16 protein-coding genes and 1 pseudogene are annotated in these 18,674 nt (G+C 63.0%); 11 read left to right on the top strand and 6 right to left on the bottom strand.

From position 1 onward, the window contains the following. Nucleotides 1–21: 21 nt before the first annotated feature. Together D1Y85_RS23865 and D1Y85_RS23860 are read right to left on the bottom strand one after the other, a co-directional pair. Nucleotides 22–378, bottom strand: coding sequence for a hypothetical protein (locus D1Y85_RS23865; RefSeq protein WP_124153540.1), 357 nt, complete (start codon nucleotides 376–378; stop codon nucleotides 22–24). Continuing rightward, complete coding sequence (locus D1Y85_RS23860; protein WP_246025036.1) at nucleotides 371–1,315, bottom strand: M23 family metallopeptidase; 945 nt, start codon at nucleotides 1,313–1,315, stop codon at nucleotides 371–373. Before D1Y85_RS23860 ends, D1Y85_RS23865 begins: the two co-directional genes overlap by 8 nt. A gap of 297 nt (nucleotides 1,316–1,612) precedes the next feature. Between D1Y85_RS23860 and D1Y85_RS23855 the strand changes: the two genes are divergently transcribed. From D1Y85_RS23855 to D1Y85_RS23835, 6 genes and pseudogenes are all read left to right on the top strand, one after another. Then, nucleotides 1,613–2,905, top strand: coding sequence for an aspartate carbamoyltransferase (locus D1Y85_RS23855; protein WP_124153539.1), 1,293 nt, complete (start codon nucleotides 1,613–1,615; stop codon nucleotides 2,903–2,905). Between the two features lie 307 nt (nucleotides 2,906–3,212). Continuing rightward, nucleotides 3,213–3,479: pseudogene (locus D1Y85_RS23850) on the top strand (xanthine dehydrogenase family protein molybdopterin-binding subunit); the annotation flags it as partial. Between the two features lie 126 nt (nucleotides 3,480–3,605). Next, nucleotides 3,606–4,193 (top strand): nucleotidyltransferase family protein, encoded by a 588-nt coding sequence (locus D1Y85_RS23845; RefSeq protein ID WP_124153538.1) that lies wholly within the window; start codon nucleotides 3,606–3,608, stop codon nucleotides 4,191–4,193. 500 nt (nucleotides 4,194–4,693) lie between these two features. Next, nucleotides 4,694–4,846 (top strand): hypothetical protein, encoded by a 153-nt coding sequence (locus tag D1Y85_RS27255; protein ID WP_185219113.1) that lies wholly within the window; start codon nucleotides 4,694–4,696, stop codon nucleotides 4,844–4,846. A 459-nt stretch (nucleotides 4,847–5,305) separates the two neighbouring features. After that, nucleotides 5,306–6,853 (top strand): methyl-accepting chemotaxis protein, encoded by a 1,548-nt coding sequence (locus D1Y85_RS23840; protein WP_124153581.1) that lies wholly within the window; start codon nucleotides 5,306–5,308, stop codon nucleotides 6,851–6,853. Between the two features lie 370 nt (nucleotides 6,854–7,223). Further along, the gene (locus D1Y85_RS23835; protein ID WP_124153537.1) at nucleotides 7,224–7,847 is read left to right on the top strand and encodes a LysE family transporter; all 624 of its coding nucleotides are present in this window, start codon (nucleotides 7,224–7,226) and stop codon (nucleotides 7,845–7,847) included. A gap of 91 nt (nucleotides 7,848–7,938) precedes the next feature. Here D1Y85_RS23835 and D1Y85_RS23830 read toward each other — a convergent pair whose 3' ends face one another. Next, nucleotides 7,939–8,736 (bottom strand): Crp/Fnr family transcriptional regulator, encoded by a 798-nt coding sequence (locus tag D1Y85_RS23830; RefSeq protein WP_185219112.1) that lies wholly within the window; start codon nucleotides 8,734–8,736, stop codon nucleotides 7,939–7,941. 121 nt (nucleotides 8,737–8,857) lie between these two features. On the opposite strand from D1Y85_RS23830, the gene D1Y85_RS23825 reads away from it, so the two are divergent. After that, nucleotides 8,858–10,525: an acyl-CoA synthetase gene (locus tag D1Y85_RS23825; RefSeq protein ID WP_124153536.1), complete on the top strand. Its 1,668-nt coding sequence runs from the start codon at nucleotides 8,858–8,860 to the stop codon at nucleotides 10,523–10,525. A gap of 313 nt (nucleotides 10,526–10,838) precedes the next feature. Then, on the top strand, nucleotides 10,839–11,156 hold the full coding sequence (locus D1Y85_RS23820; protein WP_124153535.1) for a hypothetical protein: 318 nt from the start codon (nucleotides 10,839–10,841) through the stop codon (nucleotides 11,154–11,156). Nucleotides 11,157–11,633: 477 nt separating this feature from the next. Here D1Y85_RS23820 and D1Y85_RS23815 read toward each other — a convergent pair whose 3' ends face one another. Beyond that, nucleotides 11,634–12,050 (bottom strand): RcnB family protein, encoded by a 417-nt coding sequence (locus D1Y85_RS23815; protein WP_124153534.1) that lies wholly within the window; start codon nucleotides 12,048–12,050, stop codon nucleotides 11,634–11,636. Between the two features lie 908 nt (nucleotides 12,051–12,958). On the opposite strand from D1Y85_RS23815, the gene D1Y85_RS23810 reads away from it, so the two are divergent. Then, nucleotides 12,959–13,552 carry an IMPACT family protein gene (locus D1Y85_RS23810; protein WP_124153533.1) on the top strand — a complete coding sequence of 198 codons (594 nt, stop codon included), beginning with the start codon at nucleotides 12,959–12,961 and terminating at the stop codon, nucleotides 13,550–13,552. Nucleotides 13,553–13,581: 29 nt separating this feature from the next. Here the strand turns inward: D1Y85_RS23810 and D1Y85_RS23805 are convergent, their stop codons facing one another. Next, entirely contained in the window at nucleotides 13,582–14,628 is a 1,047-nt protein-coding gene (locus D1Y85_RS23805; RefSeq protein ID WP_124153532.1) for a zinc-dependent alcohol dehydrogenase family protein, read from the bottom strand. A gap of 683 nt (nucleotides 14,629–15,311) precedes the next feature. Between D1Y85_RS23805 and D1Y85_RS23800 the strand changes: the two genes are divergently transcribed. Continuing rightward, nucleotides 15,312–15,500, top strand: a complete 189-nt coding sequence (locus tag D1Y85_RS23800; protein WP_246025035.1) for a DUF2964 family protein — start codon at nucleotides 15,312–15,314, stop codon at nucleotides 15,498–15,500. Nucleotides 15,501–16,402: 902 nt separating this feature from the next. Then, nucleotides 16,403–16,807, top strand: a complete 405-nt coding sequence (locus D1Y85_RS23795) for a helix-turn-helix domain-containing protein (RefSeq protein ID WP_124153530.1) — start codon at nucleotides 16,403–16,405, stop codon at nucleotides 16,805–16,807. Between the two features lie 71 nt (nucleotides 16,808–16,878). Here D1Y85_RS23795 and D1Y85_RS23790 read toward each other — a convergent pair whose 3' ends face one another. Next, a complete protein-coding gene (locus D1Y85_RS23790; protein WP_246025034.1) occupies nucleotides 16,879–18,519 on the bottom strand; it encodes a sensor domain-containing diguanylate cyclase in 1,641 nt (546 codons plus the stop codon). Nucleotides 18,520–18,674: the final 155 nt, after the last annotated feature.

Raw genomic sequence — 18,674 nt, 5'->3', positions numbered from 1 at the left:
ACGTCCGCCGTGCGCTTCGCGCTATCGCGTGCCGCCGCGCTGGCTGCGCAGGAAGACCAGGTCGGCCTCGAGTCTCGCGACTGCCGCCTGCGCCGAATCCGCCGATTTCTGCAGCGCGGCCCGCGCCGCGCGCTCCTGCTCCAGCTTGAGCTGGGCATCGGCCAGTTCCGCGTGCAACGCGTCTGGCGAACTTTCCGGGCAATGCGCCTGGGCCTTCGGCGCGAGTGCCCAGACCGCCACGGCCGCGCCCGAAGCCGAAGCGGCAATGGTCCAGGCGAGCGCCATGCTCAACCGCGCAACTTTCGAACGCACCGGCTGTAGCGTGTAAGCGCGCGTGGCGTCCGGACTGGCGCGCGCGAAGCGCCGCCGCTTAGCCATGCTGGAACGCCGCGAACAGCGCGAGGTAGTCGGACGGATTGACCTGCGTCCCGCCGACAATCACCTCGAAGTGAAGATGCGGCCCGGTCGAACGGCCCGTCGAGCCCACATCGGCGATGTGTTCGAGCGGAAGCACGATCTGCCCAACGTGGGCCTCAATTTTCGACGCGTGTCCATAGCGCGTGATGAATCCGTTGCCGTGATCGATCTCGACCGCGTTGCCATAGCCGGTCTTCGGCCCTGCGTAGATCACGCGACCGCCTGCGGCGGCGAGGATCGGCGTGCCGGTCGATGCGACGAGGTCCACACCCGGGTGAAAGGCGAGCCGATGCGTGAACGGATCGATCCGGTTGCCGAACGGCGAGCCGGGGCGGCCGGTCGTTACCGGCTGCCGGCCTGGAAATGCATCCCAAGCCGCTTCGTGCACCGCGACCTCACGTTCCAGCGTCGAGAGCGTCGCCGTCATGCAGTCGATCGTGCCCTTCACTTCGTGTTCGTTCGCGTTCGCCGACGGCGACCTGGAACAATGCCGCGGCGGGAGTTCCGGACCACCCTCGCCGTCCTCGCTGCCGCTCGCGGAGCGCGCGGGCGCGGTCCCAGCGCCGCGCGACGTCAACGCCCGCAGACGCTGATCGAACTCGCGCAGTGCCGCGAGCCGGTCCGTCAGCCGTTCGATACGCGGATCGAGCAATGCGAGCGAGGCGTTCAGCCGCCCGAGTTCACCCACGACATAGTGACGCGGGAGCGGTGTGCCGGCGCCCACGTCGGCTACCGGCGCCTCGCCCGTGTGACGCCCGATCGCAATACCGCCGGCCAGCGCGACGGCGCCCACCGCTAGCGACGCAGCAATGGCGATGCGGCGCGCAGCCCGATGTGTGACGAATCGCGTACCGGTCTTCGCGAGATCATCGATGGAAGCCGACCAGGGCATTTTCATGGCTGGCTCCCGCGGTTCATGGCCGCGCGCGCCGATGGGCACGCCGGGCGAGAGGAGGAAAAGAGAACAGAGATCAACTTGGTGGCGCCGGGTAAGGCCCAGCCAGGAAAAACGGGGATTTCCATTATCACGGCGGTTTACCAGCCCCCATCTCAATAACCAGGGCGGTCGATCGAGCGATGTCGAAGCGCATCGCGCGCGCTCAAGACTCTGCCCCGAACGAAAACCGCTTGACTTCTCCTACGGCCGGACTAATATACGCACCGCGTACATCAACCCCGACTCATAGGTGCCAGCATGAGCGTTCCGCAGCAAGCCTTCCTCCGCGACGCCATGCGGCGTCTGAACATGACCCGCGACGCGTTTGCCAGCCGCATCGGCGTCTCGCGCCGGGCGCTCGACACGTGGCTCCTGCCGGAAGAGTCGCAGGAATCGCGCGCCATGCCCGAAATCGTCGAACGCTTCGTCTCGGAGATCGTCGGCAACACCGAGCCGCGCGAAGGCTATACGCAAAGCGTAGAGACCCAGTCGCTCGGAACTCAGATCCAGTTCGAAGGCAAGCCGCAGCTCCTTTCGGTCGACCAGTTCTCGCGCGACTCCGTCGAAGCGCTCTTCCGGGTGGCCGACATCATGCAGCCCATCGCGCGCCGCCGGAAGATCTCGCGCGTGCTCGAAGGCGCCGTGCTCGGCAACCTGTTCTTCGAAGCGAGCACGCGTACGCGCGTGAGCTTCGGCGCCGCGTTCTGCCGGCTCGGCGGTTCGGTATGCGATACAACGGGCTTCACGTTTTCGTCGATGGCGAAGGGCGAATCGATCTACGACACGAGCCGCGTGATGGCCGGTTACGTCGACGCCATGGTGATCCGCCATCCGGATCAAGGCTCCGTGGCCGAGTTCGCGCGCGCCGTGAACATCCCCGTGATCAACGGCGGCGACGGTCCCGGCGAGCACCCGAGCCAGGCGCTCCTCGACCTCTACACCATCCAGCGTGAGTTCTCGCGTCTCGGCAAGATCGTCGACGGCGCGCATATCGCGCTCGTCGGCGACCTCAAGTACGGCCGCACGGTGCACTCGCTCGTCAAGCTGCTCGCGCTCTATCGCGGCATCAAGTTCACGCTGATCTCGCCGCCGACGCTCGAAATGCCCGCCTATATCGTCGACCGGATCTCGCGCAACGGCCATGTCGTCGAGCAGACGAACGACCTCACGTCCGGCCTGCAAGGCGCCGACGTCGTGTACGCGACGCGCATCCAGAAAGAGCGCTTCGCCGACGAGTCGTTCGAAGGCTACTCGCCCGACTTCCAGATCAATCAGGCGCTCGTCGACACGGTCTGCGGCAAGGACACGTTGATCATGCACCCGCTGCCGCGTGACAGCCGCCCTGGCGCGAACGATCTCTCGACGGACCTGAACCACGACGCGCGCCTCGCGATCTTCCGCCAGACCGACAACGGCATTCCGGTGCGCATGGCGATCTTTGCGGTGCTGCTGGGCGTCGATACGCTGGTCCAGCACTCGATGCGCGACGCCGCGTGGCGCCCGCCTGTCTATCTCGGCCCGGATGATGCGGTGTTCCACGGCATCGACTAAAGCCGCTGTACGGATGCGTCTGGAAAAGGCCGGGAAATTAAACTTCCCGGCCTTTTTTGCATTTGGGCGACGCGTACCGCCTCGCCGCGACCGATAGCGGCACCCAGTTTGCGAACGTTCCGAAGATCCTGCATTTAATCTGGATAACTAACGATATCCGACACCTGCGAGAAAAGAACAATCCCTCGATCCACGGATTCCATGTCTGAGCGTTGAAACCACACGGATCATCCCGATCATCCGTTTCTGTCGCTATTGCCGGCTACGCGCCCGATTCACGACAGGCGCAAGTCAGTCGCGCGAATTCGATCGACGCTTCGGGCGCGTCATGAACGGCAACTTCGCTGATTATCACGTACCGGTGAATGCCGATATCGGTGAGCTGGATGTGCAGTTCGTCGGGTCGCCCGATACGCATTTCAATGCACTGGGTGTGCGCGGAATCGGTGAAATCGGCATCACCGGCGTGCCGGCGGCGATCGCAAATGCGGTGTACCACGCGACGGGCGTGCGAGTGCGCGATCTGCCAATCACACTCGACAAGGTAGCGCCTCAAACAAATACGACTGCATGACCCGCAGTGCACGTCACGCAGTGACCACGCCCGTCCCGCGTGGGCGAACCGCGTGCGCAGGGCTTGCCTCGGGCGCGCTTGCGCCGCACAATCGACGCGTTCCCCCTTTCGCGCGCGGTACACCCCATGGCCTATGCGTCGTTTGCCACCGGCGTGCTACTCGCTGCCGGCACCGGATCGCGCTTTGATCCCGAAGGTCTGCGCAACAAGCTCCTCGCCCCACTTTCCAACGGCAGGTGTGTCGCTCACGAAGCCGCGCACCGGCTGCTCCTGGTCGTGCCGAACGTGATCGCCGTCGTGCGTCCCGGCGCGGACGCGCTCGCGCACGTGCTCAACGAAGCGGGCTGTGACGTGGTGTTTTCCGCCGACACGGCGAGAGGCATGGGCGCGAGTCTGGCGGTCGGCGTCGGTGCGGCGCACGAATCGGAAAGCTGGATCGTCGCGCTCGCCGACATGCCGCGCATTGCCGTCGCGACCATCGAGGCCGTGGCGCGTGCAATCGACGAAGGTGCCTCGCTCGCGGCGCCGTTCCATGAAGGACAGCGCGGGCACCCGGTGGGATTCGGCCTCGAGCATCGCGACGCGCTACTCGCGCTCGACGGCGATGCCGGCGCGCGTGCGCTGCTGTCGGCTCACCCGCTCACGCGCATCGTCGTCGACGACCCCGGCATCCTGCGCGATGTCGACACACCGGCCGACCTGAACGGCATGTAAAACGCCGTGTGGCGCCCACTTACGGACGAGCGTTCGCGGCGTCCGTCTCCGGGCTCTGCGCCGGAGTCTGTGCCGACGCGATCTCTTGCTGCTGTACTTGTGGCGCCGCGTGTGCATTTCCGTGGCCGAACATCGACGGCCCGCCAATCAAACCCGCTACGAAAACCACCGCAATTACCGCCGCACCCATGACCGAACTCCAACAGGACAAGCCGGGACGCCGCTGTGGCATCCCTTTTTTAAGAAAGTATGAAGTCTAAGGGTTGTATCGAAATCGTAAAACGGCTTTGACAAACAAACAGCGTTGCCTTGATCGCAACAATCAACCTGGCCAGCAGGAGCGTTAGCCAGGATTACGTCCAAACAAAAGACAATCGATGCATCGTGGCCGTTGATTGACAGCGCAGTCGAAACTCCGCACGACGCGCGGCGATCGCCTACGCTATATAAAGACGTTGCCCGCCTGCACGGTCGACGCGCCAGATTAAGAGGTACCCGCGATGATCTGCTCGCATACGAATCCGCTTCCCGATCCGCTCGCCGACCCGACGCGCGATCCCGAGCGCGACCCGCTGACTCCGCCGCCGACCCACGGCCATCACGGCGAAGAACCCCAGCGTCCCGAAGGGCCGCCGAATAAAGACCCCGTCTAGCCCGCGACGACCTTCACCCGGTCTCCGGACCGTCAGTCGTGTAGCACTGCAAAGCTCCACCGATTCTTCGCCGGCTCCGGCTTCGCAATTGCCCAGAAGGCAGTCGATACCCACCTCCCCCCGACGAGCGACGCGAACGCGCATGACCTCGAGCATTCGCATTCCCGATGCGTCGCTCCGGGCCGCTCAGCACCACCGGTCAATCCGGGTCCAACGCCCGGATTGTTGTAGAAGCGATTCCCACTCGCTGCGCGAGTCGCTGACCGCGACAATACATCGCACACTGCAACGTTTGCGCTTTTGCGTCAGCTGTTTGCAAACTTCTCGTCGTATTTGTCAATAGACAAAAACCTGCGATTTAGAGCCAAAAAAGGGTTTACCCTGGGGTCGCGGGCGCTCCCGGTCGCGCCGTTAACACTAAGTGCCGCATCAGACAAAACACGACCGAACATGCACAAGATGACCCTCAACAGAAAACTCCGCTCGATGATCGCGATCCTCTGGATCGGGCTGCTGCTGATCGTCGCGTTCGGCGCGTTTCAGAGCCGGCAGTCGATGATTCGCGAGCGTCAAGCGCAGTTGAAGACGCTCGTAGAAGAAGCCGAGAGCGTCGCCAACTTCTATTACACGCTCTCGCAGCAGAACAAGATGCCCGAGGCCGACGCAAAAACGCAGGCGCTCGCGGTAATCGGCGCCTTCCGCTACGGCTCCGACGGCTATATCAGCATCAACAATTCGCAGTCGGTGATGCTGATGCATCCAATCAAGCCCGAACTGGTCGGCAAGGACCTCTCGAACTTCACCGACCCCGCCGGCACCCACGTGTTCACCGCGCTGTCCGCAGCGGCCAACCGTCCCGGCGGCGACTTCGTCGATTATCTGTGGGCGAAACCCGGCCACAGTGAGCCCGTGCCGAAGACCGGCTACAGCGGTCGCTTCGCCCCGTGGGACTGGTGCATCGTCACGGGCATGTACATGGACGACGTGCGCGAGGCATTTTTCACCAGCCTCGGAATCTGGCTCGCCGCCACCTTCGTGCTGGGCGCGGCCTCTACGATCGTCATGGTGTTTGTCGTGCGCAGCGTGCGTTCTAGCATCGGCGGCGAACTCGAGGTGGCCGTCGATACCGCGAACCGCATCGCCCAGGGCGACCTCACGTCGCGTGTGCAGGTCACGGGCGGCGGCTCGCACAGCCTGATGCACGCGCTCTCGACGATGCAGGCGGAACTCGTGCAGACCGTCTCGCGTGTGCGCACTGGCGCGGAGAACATCAACGTCGGCGCGAACGAAATCGCCGCGGGCAACACCGACCTCTCGCAGCGCACGGAGCAGCAGGCAGCGGCGCTCGTCGAGACCGCGTCGAGCATGGACCAGATGACGACCAACGTGCGCCAGAACGCGGATAGCGCGCAACACGCGGCGGAACTCGCGAGCCAGGCCGCGAATGTCGCGACGCGCGGCAGCGACGTGGTCGACAACGTGGTTCGCACGATGGGTGAAATCACCACCAGCTCGCGCCAGATCGGCGACATCATCGGCGTGATCGACGGCATCGCGTTCCAGACCAACATCCTCGCGCTCAACGCGGCCGTCGAAGCGGCACGCGCAGGCGAACAGGGCCGCGGCTTCGCCGTGGTGGCCGCGGAAGTGCGCAGCCTCGCGCAGCGTTCGGCAACGGCCGCCAAGGAGATCAAGGCCCTGATCGAGAAGTCGACCGGCACCGTCGCGGAAGGCGCGCAACTCGTCTCGGACGCGGGCTCGACGATGACCGAGATCGTGCAGTCGGTGCGGCGCGTGCACGGCATCCTTGAGGAAATCAGCAACGCCTCGCGCGAGCAGAGCGCGGGCATCGAGCAGGTGAACCGCGCCGTGGGCGAGATGGATAAGGTGACGCAGCAGAATGCGGCGCTCGTTGAAGAGGCCGCCGCCGCCGCGCACTCGCTCAAGGATCAGGTGACCGTGCTGCGCGACGCGATCACAAGCTTCAAGTTGCCGATGCAAGCGTAACTGGGCGTGCGGACAGTCGAGACAATCGCACCGTAGAGACGCCGCGCGCGGCCACCTGCACGATCCAGCGCGTGCGGGTGGCCGCGAATTGTGCCGTGGCAGGCGGCTCGCCACTACAACCGCTTCACCCCTTCTTCTGATGACCTGTGCGCCCCTTTGCGGCGCAACTGCCGAGTCCGCATATTGCTGGAACGGCAGGTGGAAATAGCGCTTCAATCCGTTGCGCTATTCGATCGCGAAGGCAACGCGACTGCGGGACACGCTGCAACGACCCGGCGTGTCGCCTGATACGTGAGCCGCAACCAGCGCACTTTCACGGTATCCTTTCCGCTTTGTCCCTTCCGGCGCGTGCCGCCGCACATCGACCGCCATGAGCTTCCTGCCCCAACTTGCCGCCATCGCCGGTGTCATGCTGCTCGCCTGCGCGAGCCCCGGCCCCGATATGCTCGCCGTCACTTCGCACGCGTTCGCGAAGCGACGTGCAGGTCTCGCGGCCGCCGCCGGCATCGCGACATCGCATGCGCTCTGGGCGATGCTCGCCGTGTTCGGCCTCGGGCTGATCCTCGCGCAGCTTGCCTGGCTTTATGAAGGCATCCGCATCGCGGGCGCGGTCTATCTGGTGTATCTCGGCACGAAAACGCTGATGAGCCTGCGCCAGTCGTCGGGCGCCGTGGCCGCCCCCAATGCCGCAAAATCGACGGGCAGCGCGCATTCGTATCGCCGTGGGCTGCTCGTCGGCCTCACTAACCCGAAGGCCGCAGCGTTCTTCGGCAGTCTGTTCGTGACGTTGCTGCCCGCCCATGCGCCGATGTGGGTGCACGGCGCGACGGTCGTGACCGTCGCATCCGTGTCGATCTGCTGGTTCAGCGCGATGGCCCTGCTCTTCTCGACCCAGAGCGTGCAGCGCGGTTACCAGAAGCTGCGCCGCCCGGTGGATGCCGTCATGGGCAGCGTGCTCGTCGCGCTCGGCGCGCGGCTCGCCCTCGATCACTAACGCTCACCGAAGGAACGACGCGGGGCCGGCGAATGCCGATAGCGACGCGCTCACTCGCCCAGCTTGCCTTCGGGCCAACGAGCGCACGACGTCAGATCTGATCGCGCCCGAACGCCCGCAACCCCGCGAGATCGCGCACATCGACGCGGTTGTACGACAGCGCGACCAGCCCCGCCTTCTCGAGCGTCTGCAGCGCCTGATTGATCCGCTGCCTGGACGCCCCCGCCAGCATGCCGATTTCTTCCTGCGAGATTTCGAGCGCAAGTCCGGTCTCAGGATAGAGCTCGGGATTGAACAATTGCGCGAGCGACTGCGCAACGCGCGCGTCGATGTCCAGCAACCGGCTGTTCTGGATCAGCGCAATAAACTCGCCCATGCGGTTGTTCAACTGATGAATCACGAAACGGTTGAACGGCAGGCTGCTGTCCACGAGCCGATGGAACGTATCGGCAGGCACGGCCATCACCAGCGAAGGCTGCAGCGCGATCACGTCGTATTTGCGCAGCTCGCGCTTGATCACGCTGCCTTCACCGAACCAGCCGCCATGAGGAACACCCGAAAAGGTGCAACCGCGTCCTGACGCGTTGAAAATCGCTAGCTTGACGAGCCCTGAACTCACGCCGAGCCAGTACGCCGCGCTCACATCACGCGCGGCGACGATCGCGCCCGCCTCATAGAACTGCGCATGCGAGTCGGCAAGCACCCATACGCGATGCGCGGGCTCGAGCGCGCGAAACCACGAGCAACGCTCGAACAGCGCGGCGAGCGCCTGCGGATCGGACGCATCGATGCGTCCGGTCGCGCATTTGCGGGAAACCAGATCGGGGGGCACATCGCTGCCCGAGGGCGTAATGGACGGCGTCATCGCGCGGAATTTGAGAAAGGTCATTGGGCAGAGCCGCTCTGTCGCGCGAGCGACAGACACGCACCTGCGCGTCCTGCTAACTTAACGGGAATCATACCCATAAACTGTAAACGCTTTGGGCCTCGAGCCCGGCAGGAGACAGCGCATGTTGCACCCGTTCGAAGAAGGGCTCGCGCAACGCGAAGCCAATTATGTGCCGCTCACCCCGATCGACTTCATTGCGCGCGCCGCGGAAGTCTATGGCGACCGCCTCGCGATGGTCCATGGCGACGTGCGCCGCAACTGGCGGGAAACTTACGCGCGCACGCGCCAGTTGGCAAGCGCGTTGGTGAACGCGGGAATCGGGCGCGGCGACACCGTGGCGGCACTCCTGCCCAATATTCCCGCGATGGTCGAGGCGCACTTCGGCGTGCCGATGGCCGGTGCGGTGCTCAATGCACTGAACACACGGCTCGACGTCGCAACCATGCTGTTCATGCTGCGCCATGGCGAAGCGAAAGCGCTGATCGTCGACACCGAATACGCATCGCTCGCGCAGCGCGCGGCGATCGCATTTCCGGAGCTGAAGATCATCACCGTGGCCGACATTGCAGAGGCCGACCCCGAGCACTTCCCGCGCTCGATCGACTATGAGGCGTTCCTCGAACAGGGCGACCCCGCTTACGAGTGGGTGCCGCCGCAGAACGAATGGGACGCCATCGCGCTCAACTACACGTCGGGCACGACGGGCGATCCAAAGGGCGTGGTCTATCACCATCGCGGCGCGTACCTGAACGCGGTGAGCGCCATCCTCGAATGGGATATGCCGAAGCATCCGGTGTATCTGTGGACGCTGCCGCTCTTTCACTGCAACGGCTGGTGCTTCGCATGGACCGTCGCGGCGCGCGCCGGCGTCAACGTGTGCCTGCGCAAGTTCGACGCGAAGTTCGTGTTCGAGCTGATCCGCAACGAGCACGTCACGCATTATTGCGGCGCGCCGATCGTGCAGGGTGCACTAGCCGATGCACCCGCCGAATATCGTGAAGGCATCACACACAAGGTTCACACGATGGTTGCGGGCGCGGCACCCGCCCCTGCCGTCATCGCGAAGATGAAGGCGATCGGTGTGGAGCTGACGCACGTCTACGGGCTGACCGAGGTCTACGGACCTGCGGCAGTGTGCGCGGTACAGGAAAGCTGGAAGTCACTCGACGCCGACGAGCAGGCCCGTCTCGCCGCGCGCCAGGGCGTGCGCTATCACCTGCAGAGTGGCGTCAGCGTGCGCAATCCCGCGACGATGGAGCCTGTGCCCAACGACGGCCAGACGCTCGGCGAAATCATGTTCCGCGGCAACATCTGCATGAAGGGTTACCTGAAGAACGAACGCGCGACCGAGGAAGCGCTGCGCGGCGGCTGGTTCCACACGGGCGACCTCGGCGTAATGACGCCCGACGGCTATGTGCGCATCACCGACCGCAGCAAGGACATCATCATCTCGGGCGGCGAGAACATTTCGAGCATCGAGGTCGAGGACACGCTGTACCGGCATCCCGCTGTCGCGCTGGCCGCCGTGGTGGCCATGCCCGATGCGAAATGGGGCGAAGTTCCGTGTGCATTCGTCGAGCTGCGCCCAGGCGCAAGTGCTACGGCGGAAGAAATCATCGCCCATTGCAGGCTCTTCCTCGCACACTACAAGGTGCCGCGCGTGGTGAAATTCGGCGAACTGCCCCGCACTGCGACGGGCAAGATCCAGAAATTCGAACTGCGCTCGCAGGTGGGCTCGCAAAGCGCAATCGATCTGAGTGCGGCGCCGGCGACGAAGGAGAATAAGTAAGCGCTTCTTCTGCGTGCATTCCGCGGCGGTCCATCGGCGGATCGCCGCGATACCCGCAGTGGTTATGTAACGCAAGTTGACAATCTGACATCCTCGTTTCTGCAAGAAGACTGTCAGGTTTTTCCGCTTATCCTTTTCAGATCAAGGGCCAGCTGCAAAGTTGGCCTTTTTTGCATTTCCGAGCGGCTGAAATCTGCGCTTACAAGTCCTCACGTATTGCCGACCTTCCCGCCGATAAGCTGACTTCCGTGGGTTACGGCACCGCACATTTCGAAGTCACGCCGTGACGTCGCAATCGAAGAGGAGGAACGATATGAACTTGAAGACCTGGAAGACCCCTGCACGCGTGCTTGCTACGGCACTGATCGCTGGTGGAGCACTGATGGGCGCCACGAGCAGCTTCGCACAGTCCGGTCCGTATATGCTGCGCGCCGATTCGCAACCCCAATACGGCCAGGCACACATGGTCCCGGTGGACGAGCATCTGTCGACTGGCTGGCACGAGAACCGCTACTGGGACGGCCACCGCTACTGGGAACACGACGAATGGATGCATCGTCATCCGCACGATCCGGGTCCGCAGCACTGGCACGGCGACGACCACCGTCCGCCACCGCAGTCGCGTTACTGATCGGGTGAGTGCCCAGCGGCCACTGCGTGATGCAGTGGCCCGCACTGAGGCCGGATTTCCTTGAGGAAATCCGGCCTCAGTGTTTTTCGATGAAGCGAATCCAGATTGATCAGGAGTCGATATTGCATCACACGTGCAACGAGCTGTATATCCCGCGCAGTGGCACGTTCCAGATGCAAGCCAGTCGCGCGTAAGTAACGCCGCGCAATCTGAAGACGTCGCTGCCCAGCAGGCGAGTGCTTTAGAGCCGCTAACAAAAATCCTCGATGAAGCGTGAGCCGATGACGGTAGCGGCAATGAAGTAAGCTGGCCGCCATGAACACAACATCGTGGCCCGCACGATTGGTTGGTCAGAGACGCTATCGGCCAGCGACAGTCGCGCGCGACATACGGCTAAAGCCCGCCGAACGACGGGCCGCGAATTTCCCGCCAAGCGTGCGTTGCAGACATCGCCCACGCACGGCAAAGGGTGATCGCTTAACGTGCGCCGGACATAATAATGCTTGTGATCACGCCAGTCGCGATCGCTGCAAGCACGTAGTCACCGTTCACACCGACCCAGTGGTACCCACGCGGCGGCGCCGACAGACCGTGTTGATGCCAATCGTCGACCGTGTAGTTCCGGTCGCGATATTCCATCGGCAACCGGTCGCCGCGGTGCCAGTCGCGATGCGGAATCGCGCCGGCCGGACGATTGGCCCTTTCCATGGAGGGCGGCGACTGATCAGCACGACCGTAGTCGGGCGCGCGGCCATCAGGGCCACGCGGCGGCGACTGATCAGTGCGACCGTATGCGGGCGCGCGGCCATCAGGGCCATGCGGCTGCGCAAATGCAGCCACTGATGACCCGAGCAGCGAAACGACAACGAGTGAGGCAACGGCTTTCGATTTCATATAGAAGACCTGGTTCATAAACAGAAAAAATGAAACGGGAGGATATTTCCCCTGTAGTTCCCCTGAAACATAGTATCAATTAGAGGACCGAAAAATCGTTAAAGAATGTCCGAACTAACATCTGCTAACACAAGCTACAAAATGGAATTTGGAAGGTAATATCCTGGTGGTATGACCAGGCGCAAAATCAGGAGCGATTTAGGGATGGCGCTGGAGCCGCTGACTCCGGGGTTCACGCCGTCGCCCAAAGGCGGCCGAGGCCGAATGGTGGATGACCGCGCAGCATTGAACGGCGTTCTGCAGTTTCTGCCGACCGGCATCCCGTGAGAGGACCAGACCTGCCGCTGGAGCCTGGTTTCGGCAAGCCGTGCATTCGTTTTGGGGCGTCGACGTTGTGTTGTTTGCTCTGACTGCGGCCGCTATCGGTTTGCGCTTCGTGGATGACTTGTATTACCGATTTTTAGTCGCGCATTTCATTGTGCGAATCGCACATTGTCCACGCCGATATCGCCCGGCCTTTTTCCTGACGAAAGATTTTTTTCGCGTTGCCGTTTGATTTTGGCGCGCATAACGTTAAAGCGCCTCTTGAGAACAGGCGAACCTTATACCCCCGGTCAACGGACAAAATCCCGACCGGGGGTTTTTTTCGCGCTCGCGTTCAGTGGTGCGGTCGCTGCGCACCGCAAAGGCCGAAAGAAGAATGACGGATCACCGAATGAGGAGTTCGGCATCGCCCCAGCCAGAGCTAGATCCGTCATGGCAAGCATTGTCAGGGCTTACGCCTGATGCGTCACTAGCGATCCCTGCAAGAATCCATTACGGAAACTGACAAGATTTGCGGATCGACGCTCAAGCTCCCTGGCGTCATCGGGTAACATGGTGTTTTCGCCCGTACCGTCCCGTCTGTTTTGCCCACCTTCACGCTTGCCGCCCCCGTCAGCGCGGAACTCGATATCCGCAAAAGCCGCTTCATCGCCCACGCGATTCCAGTCGCCGACCGCGAAGCGGCCATGGCCGAGCTGAGCCGTCTGCGCGATGCACACCCCAGCGCCACACACGTCTGCTGGGCACTGCTCGCGGGTGGCCAGTCGGGCATGTCCGACGATGGTGAACCGTCCGGCACCGCCGGGCGTCCGATCCTCGAGGTTCTGCGCCATCACGATCTGGATAGCGTGCTCGGCGCCGTGGTGCGCTACTACGGTGGCGTGAAGCTCGGCGCGGGCGGGCTGGTGCGTGCCTACACGGATGCGATCGCGAGCGCCCTGCAGGGCGCGACGCGCATCGAACGCATTGCGCAGGCACGTCTGACTATCGAGGTAGGCTATCCCGACGAAACGCGCGTGCGGCACTGGATTGGAGAGACGCAGGCGACGCTCGTCGACAGCCGCTACACCATGACCGTCCGTCTGACGATCCAGTTGCCGGCCACCGCCGTCGACGCGGCCCGCGACGCCCTGCGCGACCTCACCCAAGGCCGCGCAGGCTTCCCGGAGCACGACTAAGGCAACCGGCGCCGTGCCCCGGCTGGCGCTTACTTCCCGTCGGCGGAAATGATGACCTTCAGCGCCTGCGTGCGCGCCGCTTCGCCGAACGTTGCGTACGCATCCATGACCTGATCGAGCGTGAAGCGGTGCGTGACGAGTTTAGCCGGTTCGAGCCGCTTCGATTCGACGGTTGCGAGCAGCATGGGCGTCGTATAGGTGTCGACGAGTCCCGTGGTGAGCGTGATGTTGTGCGTCCACAGCCGCTCGAGGTGCAGGTCGACCTTCGTGCCGTGCACGCCAACGTTCGCGATCGTGCCGCCCGGCGCAACGATCGACTCGCAGATCCCAAACGTCGCCGGAATACCCACGGCCTCGATCGCCACGTCAACACCACGATTGTTCGTGAGTGCCATCACGCGCTCGACAGCGTCGCCGCCCTTGCTGTTGACCCCATCGGTCGCGCCGAACTTCTTCGCGACTTCAAGCCGGTTGTCGTCGAGGTCGATCATGATGATGCGCCCGGGCGCATAGAACTGCGCGGTCATCAGCGCCGCGAGCCCGATCGGTCCCGCGCCGACGATCGCGACCGTCTGCCCCGGCTGCACCTTGCCGTTGAGCACGCCGACTTCGAAACCGGTGGGCAGGATGTCGCTCAACATGACGAGTGCTTCTTCGTCGGCACCTTTGGGTATGTGATAAAGGCTCGTGTCCGCGTGCGGGATGCGCACCTTTTCGGCCTGCGTACCGTCGATCAGGTGGCCGAGAATCCATCCGCCGGTCGTGCAGTGCGAGTACATCTGGCGACGGCAATATTCGCACTTGCCGCATGCGGTGATGCACGAAATCAGCACATGATCGCCGACCTTGAAGTTGGACACGCCCTCGCCCACCGCCTCGACGATACCCACGCCTTCGTGGCCAAGTATCGTGCCGGGCTTCACTTCAGGTACGTCGCCCTTGAGGATGTGGAGATCGGTGCCGCAGATCGTGGTCTTCGTAATGCGCACAATCGCATCGGACGGCTTCTCGAGCTTGGGCTCCGGCTTGTCCTCCAGTGCCTTCTGACCCGGTCCCTTGAACACCAGTGCTTTCATGACGAATCTCCTCGTTACTACAAAATGGACGCCGCCGCGAATGCGGCGAGACGATGCGTGGCACCGGACGTGCAGGTAACGTGAGGAAGTGTGGCGGACGATCCTCGCCGCCTCGGGCAAGTGTGCCGCATGGCGAATTGCACGACGCCGGTGCTTGCCGAAATGAGAATAGCACGCTGTTCAGGAGTGCGAGCCGCTGCGCGCATGCGCGGATGATGCCGGACAATCGTCGCGTATATGAGTGCGCCGGGTTCTGTCGGAATAAGCTCGCAGCCTGCGACTACGAGCGCGAAAAATGACTGCAATATGACCGCGAACTTTGCGGTGCGATTGCCGGAAAAAGAGATCGGGAATGGTGACGCGACGCGACGCGCGCCGCACAGTGATCAAAGCGCGTGCCAGCGACCGTCGATTGTTGCGACGATGTCGGCGCGTGGTCGATGCGTGTAATATGAGGATCGCGAAAAATAACGACGAACACAACCTCGTGACGACCTGGTGAATCGGAGCAGGCGAATCGCCCCATGACCCCATCATGGCGACGTAAAATCAAGCCATACGTAAACGTGTGCAAAAATAGTGGAAGCATCGCGGGCGCATGACCGCTCGCCCACTCACTCGAAGAGCCGCCCATGACTTTCGATCGACTCCGGCAAGATACCGGCGCTGAACGGCGCCATCGTATGTGGAGCCAACTGCGCATTTTCATCGCCGCCATGGGCACGCTCTGCTCGGCGACAGGCATCGCCATCGCGGTGTACGGGCTCGTCCAGTTCAACAAGACCAAAGTGATCACCGGCGTTGCGATGATCGTCGTGTCGACTGTCGTCTACGTCACGATCCTCGTGCGCGACCGCGATCGCGTCGATTGACGCGCCGCACCATACGCTCACTCGCCGTGGCGCCGTCCGACGCGGGTATCGCGTGCATCGTGGCGCCTGAGCTCGCACCCTTCGAAGCCACTTTCACTCCCAGCCTGTTGACGCTGTCAACCTCGTCTCGTGGCGCGAATTGCCCACGTCATCCACGACAGCATCCACGGTTACCGGCACCTGCCTCAGCACAGGTTCGGCTTTCCGGTCAATTAGCACGTTCATTCCGTTTTCTTCCTTTCGAGTCGTCATTCGAAACGAATCACCACGATCCGGAATCGGTAAGTCGCCCAATAATTCATGTTCATTCCCCTAAAATGCGCGACCGAACAAAACACAGCGTTCTGTCGCAGATTTTCCACATGATTTTTCATTTCAGTGAGCGACAAGCGTCCGCTCGAAACAGTATCTGATTTGCATTAGTCACGTTTGATTGCGGCAAACGGAGCGATAATTCCGCGAGCAGGTACGGCGTGCGTTCCGCGCAGGGAATTAATCAGACGAGACGACGGCCAAAATGGTTTCCGCGATGGGCGACACACAGTGATAAAACCGAAACACGAATCGCGAAACGCTCGACGCTATTGTTCATCGATTCGGGCCAGTTCATTTTTTCCGATAGTCCACGGCACTGCACAAGTCAAGAAGACTATTTTTCTCGAAGCTATACACATTCTCTACAAAAACAATTATTAATATTCGCTGCGGAACGCGAATGCGTAACGCACGCGCCTGCCGAGGGCGCGCATTTCGCCGTCCGCCATTGCCTGCGTGTTTTCGCATCACGAATTGCTGGCGCAGGGCTGTGGCAAGCGACAAGACCCGCATGCAGAAACCAGGGTTTAAGGAGCGGCGTATCCGCAATGCCGCATGTCCGGAATCTTTCGTCGACGAGTGATCACATGCTTACACGAACCGAAGACTTGCCGAGTGTCACCAGAAGAATGACCGCCGGTCAGATGCTGATGGATGGTGCGACGGTGAACGCTGTCGCAGATTCTCTGCATCTTTCCGCCCAGACCGTGCGCCGGTACAAAACAATCGTTGAGGACGGCGGCCTTGCCGCACTCAAGCAGATGAGCGTAGGCGGGCGCCCTTCCGTGCTGGACCATGCTGCGCTGATCTGGATTGCAGGCGCGCTGCATGGCTCCGCACGAGAGCATGGGTTTCCGAGCGATGCGTGGACCAACAGCCGCGTGCGCGAGCTGATCGGCCGCCAGTTCGGCGTTCATTACTCGCGCGTCTATACGTGGCAGATCGTCTCGAACCTCGGCCTCGGCCATCGTCTGTCGAAATCGGCGCGGTGATGTCCGCCCTCTGATGCTCGACCGCTGATGTTTGCCCTCTGAAGTTCGAAACGCGCAGGCCGCGACGCCCATCAGGTCGCGGCTTGTGAGCCCGCTTGTAAGTTCGCTTGTGAGCCGGCCGGCGAGCCTGTCCCGGAGCCCTTTGGCGCCGGCGGCTCGCCCTCGCCGCCGGTCCACTGCTGCGCCCGCACCTGGTTGCGGCCGCCTTCCTTTGCTTCGTAGAGCAGTCGATCGGCAGCGGCGAGCAGTTTGGCGCCACTGCCTCCGACTGGCGGATCGCAACTGGCGCAGCCCACGCTTATCGTCACACGGCCATGACTGGATGCACGGTGCTCGAGGTTCTCCGATTCGACCTTTTTGCGGATCTTCTCCGCGATCTTGACCGCGGCGGGCAGCGATGTGTCCGGCAATATCAACGTGAATTCCTCTCCGCCATAGCGCGCCGCCATGTCCGTCGCGCGCCGCGCACCCGAGGCGATGCGACCTGCCACGAGTTCCAGCACCGCGTCGCCCGCGGCGTGGCCGTAGTTGTCGTTGAATAGCTTGAAGTCATCGATATCGAAGAAGAGCACCGAAAGTGGCTCGCGCTCGCGCACCGCGCGCTGCCATTCGACCGCGAGGCGGCGGTCCAGCGCGCGCCGGTTCGCGAGGCCCGTGAGCCCATCGATCATCGCGAGCCGCATCAGTTCGCCTTCGGCAGCCACTTTGCCGCGCAGCGCGAACGCCAGTGCCCACGACACGACGACCCACGCGGCGCCAATCAGCGTCGTCATTGCGATGGCGAAGCCGCTGCGTTTGCGCCAGGGTGCGAGTATGTCGTCGATGGCGGGCGCGACGACCACGATAAGCGGGGCGTTGCCTACGCGTGCAAACGTGTACATGCGCGACTTGCCGTCCACGATCGAGCGCCCCGTATGCGTGCCCGAGGGACGGTGCGCGATGATCGCGAAACTCGGCGAATCGGCGTAGTTTGCGCCGACCACACGCGAACCCGGCGGCTTGCTCGCGAGCATCGTGCCGTCCTGCGTGAGGACGAACGCGCACCCGTTGGGGCCCACGTCGATGCGGTCAAGCAGATACTGGAAGTAGTTGAGTTGCACGGCGAGCAGCGCGACGCCTGCAAACGTCCCATCGGGTGCATTGATGCGCCGCGTCAACCCGATAGTGGGCACACCACCACGCAGACGCGAGAAATAGGGCTTCGAAAAGAAGAGTCCCACAGACGGGCTGTGCTGCTGCGCGAGGAAGTAGTCGCGGTCTGCGAAGGAGATGGCGGGTACGGCTGCCCCGCTCTGCCAGGCCCTCACATAACCGTTCGCGTCAAGCACATACGCGCCGCCCAGCGACGAAGCCGCCGTCGCCCGGTTGAACAGCACGCGCTGGCGCATTTCCGGCGGCAACTGCCAGGTCTCGGCCCGCTGCGCGCCCGACACCACGGCTTGCAGCGACAGATCGTACAGTTCCACGTTGCGCCCGATATCGCTGCTGAGGAGCCGCACGATGTTGCGCGAATTCTCTGCGGCGTGGTCGAGTTCCTCCGCGTAGCCGCTATAAATCGCCGCGAAGGTCACGCCGGCCATCACAGTGGCAACGAGCGTCCCCGACAGGCCACCGAGGACCGGCCAGTTGCCGATCCACAGCGTCACGGCCTTGCCGCGTGCCAGAAGCCAGTGCTGCGCGCGATGGCGCAGCGAAAAAACCCGTTTCGGCACTTACGCGATCCTCCGTGGCTATTGCCATGCCAGCGATCGGCCGCGCATGGCGCCATGCCCTCATCAACTTGTGTGCGCTACCGCATGCGCCGTGTCTGCGTTCGTATGCGAGTCTATACGACTGCCTGTCATCGGAAACGGGCCGCGACCCACAA

The sequence above is a fragment of the Paraburkholderia dinghuensis genome (assembly GCF_003837865.1).
Classification (GTDB): Bacteria; Pseudomonadota; Gammaproteobacteria; order Burkholderiales; family Burkholderiaceae; genus Paraburkholderia; species Paraburkholderia dinghuensis.
The sequence above is the reverse complement of the archived record's forward strand: the minus strand, read 5'-3'. Positions and strand labels throughout refer to the sequence as shown.

What these genes read in the sequence shown, in the direction of transcription:
- D1Y85_RS23865 (WP_124153540.1), bottom strand. Translation starts at nt 378, where the DNA reads ATGGCTAAGCGGCGGCGCTTCGCGCGCGCCAGTCCGGACGCCACGCGC.
- D1Y85_RS23860 (WP_246025036.1), bottom strand. Translation starts at nt 1,315, where the DNA reads ATGAAAATGCCCTGGTCGGCTTCCATCGATGATCTCGCGAAGACCGGT.
- D1Y85_RS23855 (WP_124153539.1), top strand. Translation starts at nt 1,613, where the DNA reads ATGAGCGTTCCGCAGCAAGCCTTCCTCCGCGACGCCATGCGGCGTCTG.
- D1Y85_RS23845 (WP_124153538.1), top strand. Translation starts at nt 3,606, where the DNA reads ATGGCCTATGCGTCGTTTGCCACCGGCGTGCTACTCGCTGCCGGCACC.
- D1Y85_RS27255 (WP_185219113.1), top strand. Translation starts at nt 4,694, where the DNA reads ATGATCTGCTCGCATACGAATCCGCTTCCCGATCCGCTCGCCGACCCG.
- D1Y85_RS23840 (WP_124153581.1), top strand. Translation starts at nt 5,306, where the DNA reads ATGACCCTCAACAGAAAACTCCGCTCGATGATCGCGATCCTCTGGATC.
- D1Y85_RS23835 (WP_124153537.1), top strand. Translation starts at nt 7,224, where the DNA reads ATGAGCTTCCTGCCCCAACTTGCCGCCATCGCCGGTGTCATGCTGCTC.
- D1Y85_RS23830 (WP_185219112.1), bottom strand. Translation starts at nt 8,736, where the DNA reads ATGACCTTTCTCAAATTCCGCGCGATGACGCCGTCCATTACGCCCTCG.
- D1Y85_RS23825 (WP_124153536.1), top strand. Translation starts at nt 8,858, where the DNA reads ATGTTGCACCCGTTCGAAGAAGGGCTCGCGCAACGCGAAGCCAATTAT.
- D1Y85_RS23820 (WP_124153535.1), top strand. Translation starts at nt 10,839, where the DNA reads ATGAACTTGAAGACCTGGAAGACCCCTGCACGCGTGCTTGCTACGGCA.
- D1Y85_RS23815 (WP_124153534.1), bottom strand. Translation starts at nt 12,050, where the DNA reads ATGAAATCGAAAGCCGTTGCCTCACTCGTTGTCGTTTCGCTGCTCGGG.
- D1Y85_RS23805 (WP_124153532.1), bottom strand. Translation starts at nt 14,628, where the DNA reads ATGAAAGCACTGGTGTTCAAGGGACCGGGTCAGAAGGCACTGGAGGAC.
- D1Y85_RS23800 (WP_246025035.1), top strand. Translation starts at nt 15,312, where the DNA reads ATGTGGAGCCAACTGCGCATTTTCATCGCCGCCATGGGCACGCTCTGC.
- D1Y85_RS23795 (WP_124153530.1), top strand. Translation starts at nt 16,403, where the DNA reads ATGCTTACACGAACCGAAGACTTGCCGAGTGTCACCAGAAGAATGACC.